At 67.3% G+C, this 18,897-nt stretch carries 23 protein-coding genes; 12 read left to right on the top strand and 11 right to left on the bottom strand.

The annotated features are described in order from the left end of the window. Positions 1-22 precede the first annotated feature (22 nt). Both yidC and yihA read left to right on the top strand, forming a co-directional pair. Positions 23-1,795 carry a membrane protein insertase YidC gene (gene yidC, locus ACPV3N_RS06750; RefSeq protein ID WP_440115969.1) on the top strand — a complete coding sequence of 591 codons (1,773 nt, stop codon included), beginning with the start codon at positions 23-25 and terminating at the stop codon, positions 1,793-1,795. A gap of 8 nt (positions 1,796-1,803) precedes the next feature. Beyond that, complete coding sequence (yihA, locus tag ACPV3N_RS06755) at positions 1,804-2,454, top strand: ribosome biogenesis GTP-binding protein YihA/YsxC (protein ID WP_440115970.1); 651 nt, start codon at positions 1,804-1,806, stop codon at positions 2,452-2,454. Positions 2,455-2,468: 14 nt separating this feature from the next. Here yihA and ACPV3N_RS06760 read toward each other — a convergent pair whose 3' ends face one another. Further along, entirely contained in the window at positions 2,469-2,894 is a 426-nt protein-coding gene (locus ACPV3N_RS06760) for a PilZ domain-containing protein (protein ID WP_440115972.1), read from the bottom strand. Positions 2,895-2,992: 98 nt separating this feature from the next. Continuing rightward, a complete protein-coding gene (locus ACPV3N_RS06765) occupies positions 2,993-3,415 on the bottom strand; it encodes a VOC family protein (RefSeq protein ID WP_440115974.1) in 423 nt (140 codons plus the stop codon). 145 nt (positions 3,416-3,560) lie between these two features. Between ACPV3N_RS06765 and ACPV3N_RS06770 the strand changes: the two genes are divergently transcribed. Together ACPV3N_RS06770 and ACPV3N_RS06775 are read left to right on the top strand one after the other, a co-directional pair. Beyond that, positions 3,561-4,232, top strand: a complete 672-nt coding sequence (locus tag ACPV3N_RS06770) for a glutathione S-transferase family protein (protein ID WP_440115976.1) — start codon at positions 3,561-3,563, stop codon at positions 4,230-4,232. After that, the gene (locus ACPV3N_RS06775; RefSeq protein ID WP_440115978.1) at positions 4,190-5,089 is read left to right on the top strand and encodes a S1/P1 nuclease; all 900 of its coding nucleotides are present in this window, start codon (positions 4,190-4,192) and stop codon (positions 5,087-5,089) included. Before ACPV3N_RS06770 ends, ACPV3N_RS06775 begins: the two co-directional genes overlap by 43 nt. Here the strand turns inward: ACPV3N_RS06775 and ACPV3N_RS06780 are convergent. Further along, positions 5,086-5,553 (bottom strand): cupin domain-containing protein, encoded by a 468-nt coding sequence (locus ACPV3N_RS06780; RefSeq protein ID WP_440115980.1) that lies wholly within the window; start codon positions 5,551-5,553, stop codon positions 5,086-5,088. The two genes, ACPV3N_RS06775 and ACPV3N_RS06780, sit on opposite strands and share 4 nt — an antisense overlap. Positions 5,554-5,606: 53 nt before the next feature. Here ACPV3N_RS06780 and dapE point away from each other — a divergent pair, with 53 nt between their 5' ends. The 3 genes from dapE to ACPV3N_RS06795 all read left to right on the top strand — a co-directional run bounded on the left by dapE (position 5,607) and on the right by ACPV3N_RS06795 (position 9,551). Next, positions 5,607-6,749 (top strand): succinyl-diaminopimelate desuccinylase, encoded by a 1,143-nt coding sequence (dapE, locus tag ACPV3N_RS06785; RefSeq protein WP_440115982.1) that lies wholly within the window; start codon positions 5,607-5,609, stop codon positions 6,747-6,749. Positions 6,750-6,842: 93 nt separating this feature from the next. Next, positions 6,843-8,210 (top strand): dicarboxylate/amino acid:cation symporter, encoded by a 1,368-nt coding sequence (locus ACPV3N_RS06790; RefSeq protein ID WP_440117462.1) that lies wholly within the window; start codon positions 6,843-6,845, stop codon positions 8,208-8,210. 102 nt (positions 8,211-8,312) lie between these two features. After that, positions 8,313-9,551 carry a dicarboxylate/amino acid:cation symporter gene (locus tag ACPV3N_RS06795; RefSeq protein ID WP_440117464.1) on the top strand — a complete coding sequence of 413 codons (1,239 nt, stop codon included), beginning with the start codon at positions 8,313-8,315 and terminating at the stop codon, positions 9,549-9,551. Between the two features lie 129 nt (positions 9,552-9,680). Here ACPV3N_RS06795 and rpmH read toward each other — a convergent pair whose 3' ends face one another. Both rpmH and ACPV3N_RS06805 read right to left on the bottom strand, forming a co-directional pair. Continuing rightward, complete coding sequence (rpmH, locus tag ACPV3N_RS06800) at positions 9,681-9,815, bottom strand: 50S ribosomal protein L34 (RefSeq protein ID WP_057884309.1); 135 nt, start codon at positions 9,813-9,815, stop codon at positions 9,681-9,683. An 81-nt stretch (positions 9,816-9,896) separates the two neighbouring features. Next, positions 9,897-10,622, bottom strand: a complete 726-nt coding sequence (locus ACPV3N_RS06805; protein WP_440115985.1) for an alpha/beta hydrolase — start codon at positions 10,620-10,622, stop codon at positions 9,897-9,899. 136 nt (positions 10,623-10,758) lie between these two features. On the opposite strand from ACPV3N_RS06805, the gene ACPV3N_RS06810 reads away from it, so the two are divergent. Then, complete coding sequence (locus ACPV3N_RS06810) at positions 10,759-12,267, top strand: YifB family Mg chelatase-like AAA ATPase (RefSeq protein ID WP_440115987.1); 1,509 nt, start codon at positions 10,759-10,761, stop codon at positions 12,265-12,267. Positions 12,268-12,498: 231 nt separating this feature from the next. Then, a complete protein-coding gene (locus ACPV3N_RS06815; protein ID WP_440115989.1) occupies positions 12,499-13,194 on the top strand; it encodes an energy transducer TonB in 696 nt (231 codons plus the stop codon). A gap of 6 nt (positions 13,195-13,200) precedes the next feature. Here ACPV3N_RS06815 and ACPV3N_RS06820 read toward each other — a convergent pair whose 3' ends face one another. Together ACPV3N_RS06820 and ACPV3N_RS06825 are read right to left on the bottom strand one after the other, a co-directional pair. Continuing rightward, on the bottom strand, positions 13,201-13,494 hold the full coding sequence (locus tag ACPV3N_RS06820) for a hypothetical protein (RefSeq protein WP_440115991.1): 294 nt from the start codon (positions 13,492-13,494) through the stop codon (positions 13,201-13,203). Positions 13,495-13,544: 50 nt separating this feature from the next. Further along, positions 13,545-14,096 (bottom strand): winged helix-turn-helix transcriptional regulator, encoded by a 552-nt coding sequence (locus ACPV3N_RS06825; protein ID WP_440115993.1) that lies wholly within the window; start codon positions 14,094-14,096, stop codon positions 13,545-13,547. A gap of 170 nt (positions 14,097-14,266) precedes the next feature. On the opposite strand from ACPV3N_RS06825, the gene ACPV3N_RS06830 reads away from it, so the two are divergent. Then, positions 14,267-14,611, top strand: coding sequence for a CC_3452 family protein (locus tag ACPV3N_RS06830; RefSeq protein WP_440115995.1), 345 nt, complete (start codon positions 14,267-14,269; stop codon positions 14,609-14,611). A gap of 95 nt (positions 14,612-14,706) precedes the next feature. On the opposite strand, the gene ACPV3N_RS06835 is transcribed toward ACPV3N_RS06830, so the two are convergent. Together ACPV3N_RS06835 and ykgO are read right to left on the bottom strand one after the other, a co-directional pair. Next, on the bottom strand, positions 14,707-15,315 hold the full coding sequence (locus tag ACPV3N_RS06835; RefSeq protein WP_440115997.1) for an HAD family hydrolase: 609 nt from the start codon (positions 15,313-15,315) through the stop codon (positions 14,707-14,709). 72 nt (positions 15,316-15,387) lie between these two features. After that, complete coding sequence (gene ykgO / locus ACPV3N_RS06840; RefSeq protein WP_029941846.1) at positions 15,388-15,513, bottom strand: type B 50S ribosomal protein L36; 126 nt, start codon at positions 15,511-15,513, stop codon at positions 15,388-15,390. Positions 15,514-15,687: 174 nt separating this feature from the next. On the opposite strand from ykgO, the gene ACPV3N_RS06845 reads away from it, so the two are divergent. Further along, entirely contained in the window at positions 15,688-16,299 is a 612-nt protein-coding gene (locus ACPV3N_RS06845; protein ID WP_440116000.1) for a hypothetical protein, read from the top strand. Then, the gene (locus tag ACPV3N_RS06850) at positions 16,296-17,456 is read left to right on the top strand and encodes a M14 family metallopeptidase (protein WP_440116002.1); all 1,161 of its coding nucleotides are present in this window, start codon (positions 16,296-16,298) and stop codon (positions 17,454-17,456) included. The genes ACPV3N_RS06845 and ACPV3N_RS06850 overlap by 4 nt, the downstream gene beginning before the upstream one ends. Here the strand turns inward: ACPV3N_RS06850 and ACPV3N_RS06855 are convergent. Continuing rightward, on the bottom strand, positions 17,453-18,475 hold the full coding sequence (locus ACPV3N_RS06855; RefSeq protein WP_440116004.1) for a S66 peptidase family protein: 1,023 nt from the start codon (positions 18,473-18,475) through the stop codon (positions 17,453-17,455). The genes ACPV3N_RS06850 and ACPV3N_RS06855 overlap by 4 nt on opposite strands. Continuing rightward, complete coding sequence (locus tag ACPV3N_RS06860) at positions 18,472-18,876, bottom strand: cytidine deaminase (protein WP_440116006.1); 405 nt, start codon at positions 18,874-18,876, stop codon at positions 18,472-18,474. The genes ACPV3N_RS06855 and ACPV3N_RS06860 overlap by 4 nt, the downstream gene beginning before the upstream one ends. Positions 18,877-18,897: the final 21 nt, after the last annotated feature.

Raw genomic sequence — 18,897 nt, forward strand, 5'->3', positions numbered from 1 at the left:
ACGGATTTCGGGATCGACCTTCTTGGATAACCAGCGCAATCTTCTCCTCGCCGTGGTGCTGTGCGGCCTGCTCCTGTTCGGGTGGGACGCCGGGATGAACTACTTCTATCCGCAACCGAAGGAACCCGTGCGCGCGGAAGCGCCGGCTGGTGCGCCCGGGGCGCCCGCGGCTGCTGGGCCCACCCGCGAGGGGGGCCTGACCGACCCAGCGGCGATCGCGCTCGAGGCGCGCGATCTCGAGACCGCGCTCAAGAGCCCCCAGCGCGTGCGCATCGACGCGCCCGAACTTTCGGGATCGATCGATCTCGTCGGTGCGCGGATCGACGACCTGACGCTGAAGGATCATCGCCAGGCGGTCGAGCGGGAATCGGGGCCGGTGCGCCTGTTCAGCCCCGCCGGCACGCCCGCGCAGCACTTTGCCCAGTTCGGCTGGCTCGGCGACGGGGTGACCGTGCCCGATGCGAAGACCGTGTGGACGGCCGAGGGCGGACCGCTGGCGCCCGGCAACCCGGTCAAGCTCAGCTGGAACAACCGTTCGGGTCAGATCTTCACGATCGAGCTGTCGATCGACGATGATTACATGATCACGGCCAAGCAGACGGTGGGCAACGTCAGCGGCGCGCCGATCGTTGTGCGTCCGTTCGCGACGATCAGCCGCACCAGCGCGACCGCCAGCGAAAGCACCTACACCATCCATTCGGGGCCGATCGGCTACTTTGGCGACGGGGTCGACTTCGGCACCGATTACGACGACGTGACTGAAGCCGGAAAGGTCAGCCCCGAGGGAAGCCCGAAGTGGCTGGGTTTTACCGACATCTACTGGCTGTCCGCGCTGATCCCGCAGGACACCACCGAAGTCGACGCCGACTTCCGCTCGCTCGGCGGCGGCGTCCACCGGGCCGATGCGATCTACGACCCCCTTACCGTGCCCAACGGGCGCGCGATCTCCCGCACCACCCGGCTGTTCGCCGGTGCCAAGGATGCCGACCTGCTCGGCGACTACGAGGAGACCGGCATCGCCGGATTCCAGAACGCGATCGACTGGGGCTGGTTCGGCGTGATCGAAAAGCCGATCCACTGGCTGCTCAACCAGCTCTACGGCCTCGTCCACAATTTCGGCGTGGCGATCATCCTGCTGACGGTGATCGTGCGCATCTTCATGTTCCCGATCGCACAGAAGCAGTTCGCCAGCATGGCGGCGATGCGCGCCATCCAGCCCAAGATGAAGGCCATCCAGGACCGCTACAAGGACGACAAGCCCAAGCAGCAGCAGGAGATCATGGCGCTCTACAAGTCGGAAGGCGTGAACCCGCTTGCCGGGTGTCTGCCGATCCTGCTCCAGATCCCGATCTTCTTCGGGCTCTACAAGGTGCTGATGCTGTCGATCGACATGCGCCACAAGCCGTTCGCGCTGTGGATCAACGACCTGTCGGCGCCGGATCCGGCCCACATTTTGAACCTTTTCGGCCTGCTGCCGTTCACCCCGCCCAGCTTCCTCGCGATCGGACCGCTGGCGGTGCTTCTCGGTATCTCGATGTGGGCGACGTTCCGGCTCAACCCGCCCGCCACCGACCCGATCCAGGCGCAGATGTTCAAGTTCATGCCCTGGCTGCTGATGTTCGTGATGGCGCCGTTCGCGGCCGGCCTGCTGATCTACTGGATCACCAACAACATCCTGACGCTGGCGCAGCAGAGCTACCTCTATTCCAAGCACCCGCAACTGCGCGCGCAGGCGAGCAAGGACAAGGAAGACCGCGAGCGAGAGGCCAAGCGCGAAGCGAAGGCCAAGAGCTAGGCCGCCCGGTGACCGAGGACGAGATTGCCGCCGCCGAGCACGAGGAACGCGCCCGCAAGCTCCTGACGGGGCGGGTCGAGTTCCTGTTGTCGGCTCCCCAGCTCAAGTTCCTGCCCGAACCCGAGGTGCCGGAAGTCGCCTTCGCGGGCCGGTCGAACGTGGGCAAGAGCTCGCTGCTCAACGCGCTCACGGGCCGCAAGAGCCTTGCCCGCGCCTCGGTCACCCCGGGTCGCACGCAGGAACTCAACTTCTTCGACGTCGGCGAGCCGCTCGCTATGCGGTTGGTCGACATGCCGGGCTACGGGTTCGCCAAGGCGCCGGTGAAGGTGGTCGAGCGGTGGAAGATGCTGGTGCGCGACTTCCTGCGCGGGCGGCAGGTCCTCAAGCGCACGCTGGTGCTGGTCGACAGCCGCCACGGCCTCAAGGACGTCGACCGCGAGATGATGAAGATGCTCGACGAAGCGGCGGCCGGCTACCGGATCGTCCTGACCAAGGCCGACAAGATAAAGGCGAGCGACCTTGCCGCGGTCACCGCCGCGACCGAGGCGGAGGCGAAGAAGCACGTCGCCGCCTTCCCGCAGATTCACGTCACCTCGAGCGAAAAGGGCATGGGCATTGCCGAACTGCGCGCCGCGGTGTTGGCGGACGCGGAGAGCTAAGGCCTTTCGCCGGATCAGTAGTCTCCCGGCCCGTGGACCCACGCCGAGGCGAGTTTGCGAAGCGTGACCGTCGCCGTGCCCGCCGCCGCCTCACCGAATTCGAGCGTGCGCCGCAGCTGATCGGTCTCCAGTCGTTCCTCGAACCTGAAGCCGCATTGCAGCCCGGCTTGCCAGACGACGGATACGAGACAGGCGTAATCCAGCCAGAGAAGCCGCCCCTCACGAAGGGTTCGCGGATGGATCAGGCGCGCGCTGGCCCCCGTCGGTGAAATGTCCGCCAATTGCAGGCGAATGTTCAGATCGGACGAAACGAAACGCGCGGCGAGGTCGATCGGATGCCGGCAATTCTGCCGTCGCCCGATCAATGCCTCGACCCCGCTCGACACGTGTTCGCGATCAATGACCGGGCTTCGACCCGGCGCGCACGCAATAGACGACACCCGAAAATCCTTCGCGACCTGGGCAATCTACCCGGCCCGGGAATTTCGGTTCCTCAAGAGAATGAAATTGCTGGTTTACTTTGCGTAAACGGCGCTGCTCAGCTGGCGAACAGGCTGGCCAAGCTCCTGAAAGCCTTCATCTCGATCGCGTTGCCGCTGGGATCGCGGAAGAACATCGTCCTCTGCTCGCCCGGTTCGCCGGCGAAGCGGGTGTAGGGTTCGATTTCGAACCGCGTGCCCGCCGCGCGCATCCTGTCCGCCAGGTCGTCGAACGCCTCGAGGGTAAGCACCACCCCGAAATGCGGCACCGGCACGCCGTGCCCGTCGACCGGGTTGACCGCAGCGTCGCCACCCGCTCGGCCGGGCGCGTGGTGGACCACGAATTGGTGGCCGAAGAAGTCGAAGTCGACCCACGTTTCGGCGCTGCGGCCTTCGGGCAGGCCGAGGACGCCGCCGTAGAACGCGCGCGCCTCGGCAATGTCGCGGACGGGAACGGCGAGATGGAACGGACGCAGGCTCATGGCGCTCCTCTAATGCCGCGACATCCAATTTCCTACAGCGAGAGAGTCGTGGCCGGGACGACGGTTAACCGGCTGCGTCGTTCAGCCTCGACAGCGTCACGCTGAATGCCTAGGGCCCGCGCCGGGTGGGCAACAGGTGGATTTCATGAAGCTGATCGTCGGCAACCGGAATTATTCGAGCTGGTCGCTGCGCGGCTGGCTCGCGGCAAAGCAGTCGGGCCTCGCGTTCGAGGAACTGACGGTCAACATTTCGGGCGAGGAGTGGGAGGAGGCCAAGCGCGCAATGGGCGAGATCCAGCCCAGCCGCGGCAAGGTGCCGATCCTGTGGGACGGCGACACAGTCATCTGGGACAGCCTCGCGATCCTCGAATACCTTGCCGACAAGGTCGGGCGGGACCGCTTCTGGCCCAAGGACGATACTCCGCGCGGCATGGCCCGCGCAATGGTCGCCGAGATGCATTCGAGTTACCTTGCCCTGCGCCGCGAATGCCCGATGAACATCCGCATGCGCCACGAGGGGATTTCGATCACCGACGAGGCCAAGGCCGACATCGTGCGGGTTCTTCAGCTCTGGGCCGAGGCGCGCGCGCGGTTCGGCCGCGGCGGCCCGTTCCTGTTCGGTACGTTCGGCGCCGCCGACATCTTCTACGCGCCCGTCGTCAGCCGGTTCGTCACGTACGGCATCGGAGTGCCGGGTTTCGCGCAGACCTATATGGAGGCGGTCTGGGAACACGAATGGATGCAGGCCTGGATCAGGGCCGCAGAGGACGAGCAATGGGTTATCGAACAGTGGGACAGCGTACCATCGGCCGGATAGCCTGCATCGCTGCCGCGGCAGCCGCGCTGCTCGCGCTCCTTCTTCCTGCGCCCGCGCTGGCGTGGGGGTATTACGGGCACGAGACGACAGCGCGGATTGCTTGGGCGAACGTGCGGCCCCAGACCCGCACAGCGATCTTGCGACTGATCGCGCACGAGCGCGAACTCGGCACGCCAGATTGCCGTATCCGCGACCTTGCCGATGCCTCGACCTGGCCCGACTGCCTGCGCCGCGACGCGTGGCGCTGGGCCTATACCTTTCCCTGGCACTACCAGACCGAGCCGATCGGCGAGCCGTACGATGCGCGCAAGAACTGTTCGTCGGGCGCCTGCGTATCGGCGCAGATCGAGCGCAACCAGCGCATCCTCGCCGACGAGAGTCTGCCGGCAAACGTGCGGCTCGAGGCGATGGCGTTCATGGTCCATTTCGCAGGCGACATCCACATGCCGCTTCATTCGGGCGACAACGACGACCGGGGCGGCAATGACGTCGTCACCCGGTACGGGATAGTCCCCGGCCTCAACCTCCACTGGGTGTGGGACGGCGCGCTTGCCGAACGCGCCATTTCGGGCGCGAACCCTCCGCTCGTGCGCCGCTATTCGGACGCCGAGCGCGCGGCGCTCGGGGGCGGGAATGCCGCCGACTGGGGACGCGAAAGCTGGGAACTGGCCCGAGGATTCGTCTACCCCAACGCCTTCGGAGACGCGCCGCCTTCCGACTCGGCGGCACTGACCCAGGACGCGATCGTCGCCGCAGTGCCTGTTGCGCAGCGCCGGATCGCGCAGGCCGGCCTGCGCATTGCCGGATACCTCGACGCGGCGTTCGCGCCCGACCCGCTCTCCATGCCGGAACGCTAGGGCAGCCGGCGCGAGGGATAGGGCGTGCCGTCCTTGCGGGTGTACCCTTCCGGCCCGAAACGCATGTCGATGTCGGGATATTCGCCGTGATCGGCCTCGCTGTCCCCCGCGCTGACGACGACGAACGCGCAGGCCCTGTCGCTCCGGTTCTGCAGGTGATGGCCGCTGCGCACCCCGGCGGGCCAGGCGCACACGTCGCCGGGTCGGACGAAGGTCTCGCCGTCGTCCTCCACCAGCACCGCCTCGCCCTCGAGCATGACGAGCAATTCGTCCTCCTCGGCGTGCCAGTGCCGCTGCGACGACCATGCGCCAGGCTCCAGCACGACGTGACTCGCGCCCATGCGGGACAAACCCGCGACGGGTGCTAGGCGGCGATAGCGGCGGCCGGCCACCGCCGCGTCGAATGGCGGGGGGTACCCGGTCGCGCTGGTCTGCGGGATCGAGGTCAGGTCAACCTTGGGCATGACTGCATTCTCGTTGCTGGATCGGCGATCGCTGCTCGTATAGCGGTGCGGTCATGACCGACGCCAGCGTTGCCGCACTCGCCGAAAAACTCATCGCCTGTCCCAGCGTAACGCCAGCGCAGGGCCTGGTGTTCGACGCGCTTGAGGCCATGCTCGCGCCATTGGGTTTCGAGATCGACCGGTTCGTCGCCGGAGACGCGCCAGACGGCCCCGTCGAGAACATGCTGGCGATCCGCCGCGGCCCCGAGGGCAGCCGGCACTTCGCATTCGCCGGGCACCTGGATGTCGTCCCGCCGGGAGAGGGCTGGACCAGCGCGCCGTTCGCGCCCGAAACGCGCCCCGGGCCGGGCGGCGCGCTGCTCTATGGCCGGGGCGCAGTCGACATGAAGGGTGCCATCGCCGCGATGGCGGCCGCCGTACGCGACGTGCCGACCGAGGCCGGTACGCTGAGCTTCGTGATCACCGGCGACGAGGAAGGCCCCGCCGTCCACGGCACCCGCGCGCTGATCGATCGGATGCGCGCGCGCGGCGACCTTCCTGACCTCATCCTCGTCGGCGAGCCCACCTCTGCGCACCGGCTCGGCGACACGGTCAAGATCGGCCGGCGCGGGTCGGTCAACATCTGGCTCGAAGTCGAAGGGGTACAGGGCCATGTCGCCTATCCGCACTTGGCCGACAACCCGATCACAAGGCTCGTCGCCATCCTCGCCGAACTCGAGTCGCTGACGCTCGACGACGGCGACGAATGGTTCCAGCCTTCCAATATTGAACCGACCGATATCGAGGTGGGCAATCCGGCGCACAACGTCATTCCAGCCAGGGCAACGGCGCGCATTTCGATCCGGTTCAATGCCCGGCACACCGGCGCCTCGCTCGCCCGGCGCGTCGCGGAGGTCGCCGAACGTCACGGCGGAAGGGCAAAGGCGATCATCAGTGGCGAGGCGTTTCTGACCCCTCCCGGCGAGTTCTCGGCCATGATCAGCGAGGCGGTGGAAGCCGAGACCGGCATCGTTCCGGAGCTCTCCACGACGGGCGGCACGTCCGACGCGCGGTTCCTCAAGGACCTGGCCCCGGTGATCGAGTTCGGCCTTTGCAACGCGACGATGCACAAGCGCGACGAGGCGGTCGCGGTCGCCGATCTGGAGATGCTGGCGCGGATCTACTCCCGGATTGCGCGCGCGGCGCTGGCGTGCTGAAAGGGCGCGCCGGGGCGGGTCACGCAACCGGACCATTCTACATTGGAAAGTGAAGGGGTTGCGATGGCCACTGCGGGCACCGGGGACTTGATCATGCGCGACCGGCCCCGGTCGGCATTCGGCTGGCTGCTGCACGCGCTCAGCCGCCATCTTACCGCGTCGATCATGGTCGGGCTGGTGCTGGGCGTGCTGGCCGGCTGGCTGGTTCACGCCGGGCTGCTTTCGGGCGTGGCGGCGCCCGAGACCTGGGCGCGCGGGTTCCAGATGCTGTCCACGATCTTCCTGAACCTGATCAAGATGCTCGTCGCGCCGCTGGTCCTCGCGACGATCGTCGCGGGACTTGCGCACATGGGCGACACGACTGCGGTTGGCCGGATCGGCGTGCGGGCGATCCTCTGGTTCATCGTCGCGAGCGTCATTTCGATCGGGCTCGGCCTCGTCATGGTCAACCTGTTCCAGCCCGGCGTGGGGATCGACATCGCCGCGCCGACGCAGGCCGTCGGGGAAGTTCGGAAGCTCGACTTCTTCGAGTTCATCGAGCACGTCTTTCCCAAGAACGTGATCGGCGCGATGGCCGATAACAACGTCCTCCAGATCCTCGTCTTCGCGCTTTTCGCGGGCGTCGGCCTGACCGCGCTGGGGGAAAAGGGGCGCCCGCTCGTCAAGGCGGCCGAGTCGCTCGGCGAGCTGATGCTCGAGATCACGGGCTACGTAATGCGCTTCGCCCCGTTCGCGGTCTTCGGCGCGCTCGCCAACGTCGTCGCGCAGAACGGTCTCGGCATCCTCGTCACTTACGCCAAGCTGCTGGGCGAGTTCTACCTGGCGCTGGCAGTGCTCTGGGCCCTGCTCCTGGCCGCCGCGTTCGCGTTCCTGCGGGGCCGGGCATTCCATCTGGTGCGTTACGTGCGCCAGCCGGTGCTGATCGCGTTCTCGACCGCCTCGAGCGAGGCGGCGATGCCCAAGCTGTTCGAGCAACTCGACCGGTTCGGCATTCCGCGCCGGGTGTCGGGCCTGATGATTCCGCTCGGCTACAGCTTCAATCTCGACGGCTCGATGATGTACGCGAGTTTCGCGACGATCTTCATTGCCCAGGCCTACGGCATCGAGCTGTCGCTCGGCACCCAGATCGCGATCCTGGCGACCCTGATGATCAGTTCGAAGGGCATCGCAGCGGTTCCCCGCGCGAGCCTGGTGGTCATCGCCGCCACGCTCGCCATGTTCGACCTGCCTGCAGAGGGTATCGCGCTGGTTCTGGCCATCGACCAGTTTCTCGACATGGGCCGCACCGCCACCAACGTGCTCGGCAATTCCGTGGCGACCAGCGTCATCACGAAATGGGAAGGCATGCTCCAGCCGATGCGCGACCCGGACGAGGACTTCCCCGTCGCCCCGCACCACACGGCGGCCGACGGGCGCGCCGGGCTCGTGCTCGACGAGGATAATTTCCGGCACCCGGCCTGACCGGTTTGGCGCACGCAATCAGGCGGGTAGTCACGGCGGTGCCGGTCCGGTAGGTTTCCCTATCCTCGCGTCGCCAAGGCGCCTCACAGGAAGGGACATCCCATTATCGGTCGCTGGTTCGCCATTCCGTTGTGGCAGCGCGTCATCGCCGCCCTTCTTCTCGGGGTCCTGGCCGGCTTCATGTGGGGGCCCGGCGCAGAAAGCATCAAGATCGTCGGCGACCTGTTCATCGCCTTCATCAAGATGCTGGTGGTGCCGCTGATCTTCTTCTCGATCGTGTCCGGCGTGGCCTCGATCGGCGACCTGAGGAAACTGGGCGCAGTCGGCTGGCGGGCGCTCCTGCTTTTCGTCGTAACGAGCCAGATCGCGGTCTGGCTGGGGCTCGCGCTGGGCGCCGTCTTCCTTCCGGGGGTCGGCGTCGATACCAGCGGGATTGCGCTGGGCGAGCCTCCGCAACCCAACGAGGCGACGTGGCGGGACATGCTTCTGGGGATGGTCCCGCAGAGCCCGGTCCAGGTCATGGCGGACGCCAACGTGCTGCCGCTGATCATCTTTGCCCTGCTTGTCGGCATCGGCATCGTCATGGCGCGGGAGGACGGCGCACCGGCCGCGCGGATCTTCAATTCGGGCGCGGTGGTGATGCAGAAGGTCACCATCGTGGTGATGGAACTGACCCCATTCGGCGTCTTTGCGCTGATGGCCTGGGTCACCGGCACGCTGGGCCGCGACGCGCTTGTCGCGCTCGCGAAGCTGGTCGCGCTCAACTACGCGGGCTGCCTGATCATCATCGGGGTCGTGTACTGCTCGCTGATCCGCTTCGTCGCGAAAGTGCCGATCCACGATTTCTTCCGCGGCATGATCGACGCGATCGCGGTCGCCTATTCGACCGCGTCCTCGAATGCCACGCTTCCGGTGACCCTGCGCTGCACCCAGCGCAATCTAGGTGTCAGCCCTCCGACGTCGAGCTTCGTGGTGTCGCTCGGCGCAACGATCAACATGGATGGCACCGCGATGTACCTGGGGCTGGCAACGCTCTTCGGCGCGCAGATCTTCGGGGTTCCGCTCGACTTCGCCGACTACGTGATGATCTCGGTTCTCGCCACGCTCGGATCGGTCGGCGCGGCGGGGATCCCGGGGGCGGGCCTCATCATGATGGCACTGGTGTTCGGCGCGGTCGGAGTACCGCTCGAGACCATTGCCTTCGTCGCGGGAATCGACCGGATCATGGACATGATGCGCACGGCGACGAACGTCACCGGCGACGGCACGGTCACCACGACCGTCGCCGCGCTTACCGGCGAGATCGACCGCGGCGAGCTGATCAGCGCCGACGACGTCTGAGCACGGGATTCATGCGCGCAAGCAAACGGGCTCCCGAAGCGGGAGCCCGGAAGGCCGATCGGCCGACCGCCGCTGGCCAACGCGGCGAGCGGGGTTAACGGGCGCGACCTGGCGCGCCCCATGGGGTCGTCAGGCGCAAAGCTTCTTGCGGCCTCGGGCGCGGCGAGCGCGCAGGACCTTGCGTCCACCCGGGGTGGCCTTGCGGGCAAAGAAGCCGTGGCGGCGGGCGCGCACGAGATTGCTAGGCTGGAACGTCCGCTTCATCGGATCCTCGAAAGTCTAAAGTATGCAAAAAGGGGCAGCCATGCCAACAAAAGCTGGCGGACCGCCGTCAGGGGCGGGCCACTATGGGAAGCCGGTCCCCGAGTCAAGGTAGGCGATCGCGGGCAAACCACTCTCTTCGCCGCCTGGCGCGTGCGCCTTGACGTCGCCGGCGCGCGGTTCGCCCAGCCAGCTGCGCATGTCCTGCGCCGTCAGCCAACGGGCCTGCGAATTGGGCACCGCGTTGGTCATGTCGTAGAACCCTTGCGGGTCGGCGACACCCATTTCGCGGTAATAGTCGACATAGGCGCGGTTGTAGGGCGAATCGGTGGCGTAATCGCCCGGTTCACGGCCATCGGTATCTCTCCAGGCGTGAACCGCGAATTCGGCGCCATCGTCGATCGACCGGCGGCTGCCGGCGAGGAACAGTTCCACGCCTCCCGAACGGACCGATCCTCCCCGGGGCACGTGGGTGGCGATTCCGCGCGCGCGGATCAGCCGTCCAAGCCGCAGGTTGGCGCTGTCGTCGTCGGTCCCGGGACATTCGACCATCTCGATCACCGAGATGCCGGGATGGTCGCGCAACATCGCCTGGAACGCACTCACGCTGGCGCCGTCGGTCGCGTCGACAAGCGCGGCGCGGCCGTCGTCGAGCACGCGGAAGGGACCGTAAGCGGCGGCTCCGGGCGAAGGCGCAGGTGCAGCATGCGCGATGGTCCGCTCTGCGACCGATGCGCCGCGATCTCCCGCGGCCGCCGGATGTGCAGCGAACAATGCAGCCAGTGCGACGAGAGTGAAAGCGTAGCGCACGAACGCGCGCCTAACCCGCCTGCCCTTGAGAAAGGGCCAAGCTTCATGGTTAACAATCGGTTGAGACTAACCGCCGGGCGGCCTCGACTTCCTCCGGAATTGCGGCCACAACCTACTGATTACGTGAGGGGGTTTCGTGGTCGCACTGGTCCGTACGGTGGCCTATCTCGGGCTGGAGGCGCGCGCAGTCGAGGTGCAGTGCCAGGTCGCTGCCGGAATGCCCAGGTTCAGTCTCGTGGGCCTGCCGGACAAGGCCGTTGGCGAGAGCCGGGAGCGGGTCCAGGCCGCGCTCGCCGCGATGGGACTCTCTCTGCCCCCGAAGCGGATCACGATTAACCTGTCCCCTGCCGACCTGCCCAAGGAAGGCAGCCATTACGACCTGCCGATCGCGCTGGCGCTGCTCGCGGCGATGGGCGTCACCGATGCCGAGCATCTTGGCGACTGGATCGCGGTGGGCGAACTCGCGCTCGACGGGCGCATCGCGGCTTCCCCCGGGGTCTTGCTCGCAGCGATCCACGCGAGCGAGCGGGAGGCCGGGCTGATCTGTCCCGCGGCACAGGGTAGCGAGGCGCGCTGGGCGAGCGGTGTGCCCGTCATCGCCGCGCCCGACCTCGTCAGCCTGCTCAACCATCTGAAGGGCACGCAACGGCTGCCCGACCCGCCGCCGGGTGAGGTCGAGGATCCGGGTCACGGGCCTGACCTCAAGCAGGTCAAGGGGCAGGAAACCGCCAAGCGCGCGCTCGAGATCGCGGCGGCCGGCGGACACAACCTGTTGATGATCGGCCCCCCCGGCGCAGGCAAGTCGCTGATGGCGAGTTGCCTGCCCGGTATCCTGCCGCCGCTGACACCCGCCGAGGCTCTGGAAACGAGCATGATTTCCTCCGTGGCGGGCCTCCTCGAGAGCGGGCGGATCAGCCGCGCCCGCCCGTTTCGCGCGCCGCACCATTCGGCAAGCATGGCGGCGCTTACCGGTGGGGGCCTGAAGGTGAGGCCGGGCGAGGTCAGCCTCGCCCACCTCGGCGTGCTGTTCCTCGACGAACTGCCCGAGTTCCAGCGCGCGGTGCTCGATTCGCTGCGCCAGCCGCTCGAAACGGGCAAAGTTGATGTCGCCCGTGCGAACGCGCACGTCAGCTTTCCGGCGCGGGTCCAGCTGGTCGCGGCGATGAACCCGTGCCGCTGCGGGCATCTCGGCGATCCGGCGCTCGCCTGCAGCCGTGCGCCGCGGTGTGCCGCCGACTACCAAGCCAAGGTATCGGGTCCGATGCTCGACCGCATCGACCTCCACGTCGAGGTCGATCCGGTCAACGCCGCCGACCTTGGGCTGCCCCCGCCCGCCGAAGGCAGCGCCGAGGTCGGTGCGCGCGTTGCCGCCGCGCGCGCGTGCCAGACTGCGCGGTTGCAGGAGACTGGCGCGCGGACCAACGCCGAGCTCGAGGGCGAGCCGCTCGAACGCTTCGCCACTCCGGACGAGGCAGGCCGCAAACTGCTCATGCAGGCGGCCGAAGCGATGCGCCTGTCGGCGCGCGGCTATACGCGGATCCTCCGGGTCGCCCGGACGATCGCCGATCTGGCGCAATCGCCTGCGGTCGGCCGTATCCACGTTGCCGAGGCGCTGAGCTATCGCCGGCAGGCGCCGCGCGCCTGATTCCGGCAATCGGAGGCGCACGAGGCTGCCCCGTCGGTCAGCTCGCCGGCGGCGCGGATGGCCAACCGCGGAGGCACGGTGTAAGGCGAGCCGCCGGCCCGGCATGCGGGTCCATCGAACGAACGCTTTCAGTCCGTGCCTGCCCAATTACCTTCCAGCCAGCACCCGATGCCCGCGTCGTTTTCCCAGCGCACTTGGGGCCGGCCCGACTGGTCGCGGCGCGCCGGCGGCATGGCCATTGCGCTGATACTGGAAGCCGGGTTGCTAATGCTCCTGCTAACGCTGGGGCACGGCATTACCGGTTCGCGCCAGTCCAACGAGGCGCTGACGACGATCGAGTTCGCATCCGACCCGCCCCGCCCGGACAGTCCTGCGGCCCCGCCGGAGGAATCCGCCATTCCAACCGCGCTGCCGCGCACGCAACCCGTGCCCGAGCCGGACAGTCCAGCGCCGCCCCTCCCCGTCCAGCAAGTGTCGCCGCCGGCGGCCGTGCTGTCGCCAAGGATAGAGCCCGCTCCTGCGCCCGAGCAGCCCAGGATCAAGGCAGTGATCCGCAGCGGCGACAGCGGTCCGGCGGGTCCCGCCTACCGCGCCCCGGCTGGCGATTCGCAGCTCGTGGGATCGGGGCCAAATGGCGAGCCAGTCTATGCTGCGCGGTGGTACAGGGAGCCCTACGCCGACGAATTGAGGGGTTATCTGTCCACCGCCACGAGTCCCGGCTACGCCCTGATCAACTGCCGCACGGTGCCCGACTTCAAGGTGGATAGCTGCGTGCTGGTGGACGAATATCCGGGCAATGCCGGACTTGGCCGCGCGGTGCTCGCGGCTGCATGGCAATTCAAGGTGCGTCCCCCGCAGGTCGGCGGTCGGATCATGGTCGGCGAATGGGTCCGCATCCGCATCACCTACGACCTCAAGCGGGGCTAGGCGCCGTCACTGCTCGCCTCGCGGCACCGCCCCCGGCCCGGCCGTCCACCAGTCGGCATAAGGCGTGTGTCCGATCAGGTGTCGATTGTAATCGGGGGCGCCGTCGTCCCACCACGGCGGACCGCGCTCGCCAAGAGCCACCTTCGCCTCGTTTACCCGGGAGCGTGCCCGTCGCAGCGCGGAGGGGTCGTCCCTCGCATCCCGGACCGCGCGGCGGGCGGCCATGAGTTCGTTCACCAGCCGCTGCCGCTCGTCTTCGCCCAGCGCTGGATTGGAGGCTCGCCAGAGCCGTTCGCGCACGACGATGTAGCGCCCGTCAGGGGTGCGCGGCGGAGCGCCGGACCCGGCGCTCAGCGGATGGCTGCAACGGCGGGCCGGCCGAAGCCCTTGCCGGTGGCGCGATCGAACCCCTCGGCGGGCGTCGCGCGCGTGCCGTCCTCGCGCAGGCCGAGGTTGTCGCGCTTGACGAAGCGCAGGTCCTTGGGGCCGAGGATGCGGCCGTCGTGCGAGAGAATGGAGGTCGGGCCGATCGGCAAGCGGTCGGCTTCGTCGACGAGCACCGGATCCTCGAGCAGTTCACCGCCGTATTTCTGCCCCCACTGACGCAGCGCGATCATCGCAGGCAGGAGATCGAATCCCTTCGCGGTGAGCCGGTATTCGATTCGCCGGCGATCGTCGGCGCACGGCTGACGGTCGAGGATGCCGTGCTCGACCAGCTTGGCCAGCCTGTTCGACAGGATGTTGCGGGCGATCCCGAGTTCGCTCAGGAATTCCTCGAAATGGTGCAGCCCGTTGAAGCTTGCGCGCAGAATCATGAAGCTCCAGCGTTCGCCCATGACCTCCAGCGCCTCGGGCAGCCCGCAGGCGGTCAGTTCGTTAAGCGGTTCGCGCAGGTCACCCATCGTCGTCCTCTCGTGTTCGCCGTCTGATGCCGTAGCGTAAATCCGTGTGATCGGCAAAACATACGTTTTAGGTTGCAACTTGCAATCTAAATATTTAGGTAGTGATTCGCAACGGGTAGCGATTCGCAACTGACTGCCCGCTGGATGCTCGACAGCAAAGGATCACGATCATGACCTTTTACCGCGCCCCCTCGTTCAAGCCCTCGGCCGCCGTGATTGCGCTCGCCTACACCGCGATGACTTTCGGCGCCACGATTGCCCCTTCGCCCGCCGAGGCCGCGAGCCGCGGCGCCTTCTACCACGCGCAGCTTGCCGCGCCGGCCGAAGACACGAGAACGATCGCCAGTGGCCTCGTTTGGACCTGCGCGGGTACCGACTGCACCGCGAACAGGGGCACCAGCCGCCCCGTGATCGTGTGCAAGCGCCTCGCCAAGGAACTCGGTCCGATCAGCGCATTTGCCGCGAACGGTAAGCCGATCGATGCGGATGATCTCGCGCGCTGCAACGCAGCGTAGCAAGCTTTCCCGACCGCCCTGCCCTCTCCGACCCCCCGTCATCCCAGGGCGGTGCCTCGCGGGCCTCCGGTCATGGTGCCGGAGGCCCTTTTTCTTCACAGCAGGCCGTACTGCTCAAGATCGGCCTCGAGCGCCGATGCCGCGATGAAATGGTGCACCTGCCAGCCCAGCGACCGCGCAGTCTCCACGTTGGCGCGGTTGTCATCGACGAAGAGCATGGCGCCCGGCGCATGACCGAAGCGCCTTTCCGAAAGCTGGAAGATCGCAGGATCGGGCTTGGCGATCCGTTCCTCGCCGGACACGACGATGTCGCGCATGTGATCGAGAACTGCCAGCGTCGGCCGGAACTGCGGCCAGAACTCGGCACCGAAATTGGTGATCGAGTAAAGCGGCACCGAGCGCGCGGCGAGCCGGTCGACCAGTTCGGCGGTACCGGGCACGGGACCCGGTATCGTCTCCAGGAACCGCGCCCTGTAAGCATCGACGAGATGGGCGTGCGCAGGGTGAAGCGACTTCAGTTCGGGGACCATCTCGTCCAGCGGCCGCCCCGCGTCGTGTTGGAAGTGCCATTCCTCGGTAACGACATGCGCGAGGAACCAGTCCAGTTCCTCGCTGTCGGAGATCAGCTTGGCGAACAGCGCGCGCAGATCCCACTGCACCAGCACCCGGCCGACATCGAATACGACCGCCTCGACGTCAGGCACGCAAAAAGCCCCCGCATTCGCAGGGGCTCTCTTCGTTCAACCGTCCGCGGTCGAGCCGCGGCGCGCGGATCATCAGCCCTGGCGGGCCTTGAAACGGCGGTTGGTCTTATTGATGACGTAGGTCCGGCCCCGACGGCGGATCACGCGGCAATCCCGGTGACGGTCCTTGAGCGACTTGAGGCTGTTGCGGATCTTCATGACTTGGCCTTGAAAAAGTTTCGGCACCGGAGGTGGCCCCGATGCCGGAAAAAGCAAGCCGCGCCCCTAGTGGGAGCAGCGATTCGCGTCAAGGCCGTGCGACGCGCGCCGGCCGCATTCATCGCCGGGCCATTAGCGCTGGAGTAGATGCAATCTGTTCAACAGGGGTCCTGCATGAAGATCGTCAAGTTTTCGCTCACCGCTCTCGCCGCGCTCGCGCTGGCGGCGCCGGCAATCGCAACCGACGTTGAAGCGACGCGGTTTCACACCGTCCGATCGCTTGCCGCGGCGGCGCCCGGTCCCATCGCGGTTCGAGCCGGCGACGGTCTCGAGGCCGAGACGCTCGAAAACCGGGTGTGGCTCGACGCGGTCGCCGCCGCGCTGACCCGTCAGGGCTTCACCGTGGTGCCCGACGCCGAGCGCGTTGCCCGGGTGTCGCTCGACCAGGAAGTCATCCGCAGCGAAGCCGCGCGGTCCCGCTCCGGGGTCAGCATCGGTGTGGGCGCCGGTTCGGGCGGCGGATGGTACGGCCGCCGTAGCGGTGTCAACCTGGGCCTGGGGCTGGGCTTTCGCATCGGCGGCAAGGGCGCTGGCGAGGTCCTCGACAGCGTGCTGTCGGTGACGATCATGGGACCCGACGGCGCGCACGCATGGGAGGGGCGGGCCGTAGCCAGCCCGCGCACGAAGTCGAAGGACGCGCAGACGCGCGAACTGGCCAACGAAATGGCCGACACGCTTTTCTCCGGCTTCCCAGGCGAATCCGGAGCGACTATCGGGGCGCGATGATTGCACCCGAAACCGGTTCCGCCCCCATCCGCATCGACAGCCAGTTCGACAGCGGCAACATCGAAGTCCTCCAGATAGACGGTGCCAGCGCGCGCCTCGCCATTCCGGCCGACCACAAGAGCGAGTTTCGCCAGTGGTTCCATTTCCGCGTCACCGGAGCGGCCGGACGCGAGGTCGAACTGACGATTGTCGACCTCGGCACCTCGGCCTATCCCGAAGGTTGGCCCGGATACCGCGCCTGCGTTTCGGAAGACCGCGATTTCTGGAGCCGCGCAGAAACCAGCTACGACAGATCGGCCGACGGCGGCGCCCTCACCATTCGCTATACGCCTGCAAGCGACGTTGCATGGTTCGCCTATTTCGCCCCCTACTCGATGGAGCGGCACCACGACCTCGTCGCCGAAGCTGCCGCGAGCGAGGGGGTGACGTATCGCCACCTCGGCGAGACGCTCGATGGCCAACCGCTCGACTGTCTTGAGATGGGGGACGGCGAGACGCAGGTCTGGCTTTACGCCCGCCAGCACCCCGGCGAATCGATGGCCGAATGGTGGATGGAGGGCGCGCTCGAGTGCCTGACCGACCCCGCCGACCCTGTCGCCCGTGCGCTGCGGCAGAAGTGCCGCTTCCATGTCGTGCCCAACTGCAACCCTGACGGCAGCCGGCGCGGTCATCTGCGCACCAACGCGGTCGGCACCAATCTCAACCGCGAATGGCACGAACCGAGCGCCGACAAGTCGCCCGAAGTCCTCGCGATCCGGAACGCGATGGACGAGACCGGGGTCGATTTCGCCATCGACGTTCACGGCGACGAGGCGATCGCTGCCGTTTTCCTTGCCGGGTTCGAGGGCATCCCGGCGTGGACCGACGAGCTGGGCGAGAAGTTCTACCGCTACCAGCGCATCCTCGAGCGGCGTACGCCCGATTTCCAGACCGCCAAGGGGTATGCCGTGGCCAAGCCCGGAACCGCGAACCTTTCGATGAGCACCAACCAGCTCGCCGAACGCTTCGGGGCGTGCTCGATGACACTGGAGATGCCGTTCAAGGACAACGACGACCTGCCCGATGCCGAACAGGGGTGGAGCCCCGAGCGCAGCAAGCTGCTTGCGCGCGACTGTCTGGCCGCGCTGCTCGAATGGCTGGAGGACGGGGCTGCCTAGCCCACGATCGCTTCGAGTAATCTGATCGTCCGGGCACCGGCGTCGATCTCGACACGCGCGCCAGATGGCAGACACAGCTGACCGTAAACATGGCCGATGTTTGCGCCGCTGAACGCGGGCACTCCGAGCGGGCGGAGATATTGGTCGATCACCTGATCGAGCGTGAACCCGTCGTAATTCGCGTTACTTGTGGCGCAGTCCGTGCACTGGCCGAACACCACGCCGGCGACCCTGTCGAGAATTCCGGCCAGTTTCAGCTGCTGCAGCATCCGGTCGATACGGTACTCGGCCTCGTCGATATCCTCGAGGAACAGGATCGCGTCCGAGAAATCAGGTAGCCACGGCGTTCCCATGAGCGTCGACACGATCGTCAGGTTGCCGCCGAGCAGCCGCCCGCGCGCCGTTCCGCCGGTGATGGTGCGCCCTGCGCGACCCGCGTCGACCTCGACCGCCGGGCCGCCCAGAACAGGGGTGCCGCCGGCGAACGCCAGCTGCCACAGGCTGTCCCAGCTCACCCGGGGCCAGCTGCTCGACGCGTTGCCTCCGTGGATCGTCGCGTAGCCGGCCCGCACCGCGAACGCGAGGTGCAGCGCCGTCACGTCGCTGAAGCCGATCAGGAGCTTGGGATTGGCGCGGACCGCCGACCAGTCGATGAGCTGCAGGATGCGGGCCGCGCCCCACCCCCCGCGCACCGCGAAGACCGCGCGGACCTCGGGATCAGCGAAGGCCGCGTTGAAGTCCTTCGCGCGGGCTGCATCGGTCCCGGCAAGATAGCCGAAGCGATCGTCCGCGTGGGCGCCGAACTTCGGCACGAGGCCCATGCCCCTTATCCACCAGCCGGCTCGTTCCAGCTGGTCCTCGGCTTCCACGGCGCTTGCCGGCGATATGACCGCAACGGTGTCACCGGGATTGAGGAACGGGGGCTTTTGCCGTGGTGTCGGCTTTGCCGCGATACCAGCCAGCGGAGCCGCCCCCGCCAGCGCCCCGGCCCCGGCCAGCAGCGCGCGCCGCCTGATCATCCGAGGCTGGCGGGTCCGAAGGCGTCGGGCAGCAACGCCGAAAGGGTCGTGCGCCGCACCTCCTGCGGGCCGACGCACAGCACTTCCGGATCGGTGCCCCCCAGCTGCGCGAGTTCGTTGAGCACCTGCCGGCAACGGCCGCACGGGGTGATCACATCGGCGCCGGGACCAGTGACCGCGACTTTGACGAGCCCGCCGCGCGCGCCCATGGCCATCGCCTTCGACACCGCGACCGTCTCGGCGCACAGCGCAAGACCGTAGCTGGCGTTCTCTACATTGGTGCCCGTCACGACCTCGCCGTTTTCGAACAGGAGCGCAGCGCCCACGGCGAATCGGGAATACGGGGAATAAGAGTGGGTTGCCGCCGCCCGCGCGGCGGCGATGAGATCGTCGTCGGTCATTCGCGGTCTCCTAGCGCGATT

This window comes from Tsuneonella sediminis (assembly GCF_051912845.1).
GTDB classification, from domain to species: domain Bacteria; phylum Pseudomonadota; class Alphaproteobacteria; order Sphingomonadales; family Sphingomonadaceae; genus Tsuneonella; species Tsuneonella sediminis.

Excerpts from the sequence above, each read along its gene's own strand:
- ACPV3N_RS06765 (WP_440115974.1), bottom strand. The coding sequence starts at position 3,415 with ATGAGCCTGCGTCCGTTCCATCTCGCCGTTCCCGTCCGCGACATTGCC.
- ACPV3N_RS06770 (WP_440115976.1), top strand. The coding sequence starts at position 3,561 with ATGAAGCTGATCGTCGGCAACCGGAATTATTCGAGCTGGTCGCTGCGC.
- ACPV3N_RS06775 (WP_440115978.1), top strand. The coding sequence starts at position 4,190 with ATGGGTTATCGAACAGTGGGACAGCGTACCATCGGCCGGATAGCCTGC.
- ACPV3N_RS06780 (WP_440115980.1), bottom strand. The coding sequence starts at position 5,553 with ATGCCCAAGGTTGACCTGACCTCGATCCCGCAGACCAGCGCGACCGGG.
- dapE (WP_440115982.1), top strand. The coding sequence starts at position 5,607 with ATGACCGACGCCAGCGTTGCCGCACTCGCCGAAAAACTCATCGCCTGT.
- ACPV3N_RS06790 (WP_440117462.1), top strand. The coding sequence starts at position 6,843 with ATGCGCGACCGGCCCCGGTCGGCATTCGGCTGGCTGCTGCACGCGCTC.
- rpmH (WP_057884309.1), bottom strand. The coding sequence starts at position 9,815 with ATGAAGCGGACGTTCCAGCCTAGCAATCTCGTGCGCGCCCGCCGCCAC.
- ACPV3N_RS06815 (WP_440115989.1), top strand. The coding sequence starts at position 12,499 with ATGGCCATTGCGCTGATACTGGAAGCCGGGTTGCTAATGCTCCTGCTA.
- ACPV3N_RS06825 (WP_440115993.1), bottom strand. The coding sequence starts at position 14,096 with ATGGGTGACCTGCGCGAACCGCTTAACGAACTGACCGCCTGCGGGCTG.
- ACPV3N_RS06830 (WP_440115995.1), top strand. The coding sequence starts at position 14,267 with ATGACCTTTTACCGCGCCCCCTCGTTCAAGCCCTCGGCCGCCGTGATT.
- ykgO (WP_029941846.1), bottom strand. The coding sequence starts at position 15,513 with ATGAAGATCCGCAACAGCCTCAAGTCGCTCAAGGACCGTCACCGGGAT.
- ACPV3N_RS06845 (WP_440116000.1), top strand. The coding sequence starts at position 15,688 with ATGAAGATCGTCAAGTTTTCGCTCACCGCTCTCGCCGCGCTCGCGCTG.
- ACPV3N_RS06850 (WP_440116002.1), top strand. The coding sequence starts at position 16,296 with ATGATTGCACCCGAAACCGGTTCCGCCCCCATCCGCATCGACAGCCAG.
- ACPV3N_RS06855 (WP_440116004.1), bottom strand. The coding sequence starts at position 18,475 with ATGATCAGGCGGCGCGCGCTGCTGGCCGGGGCCGGGGCGCTGGCGGGG.
- ACPV3N_RS06860 (WP_440116006.1), bottom strand. The coding sequence starts at position 18,876 with ATGACCGACGACGATCTCATCGCCGCCGCGCGGGCGGCGGCAACCCAC.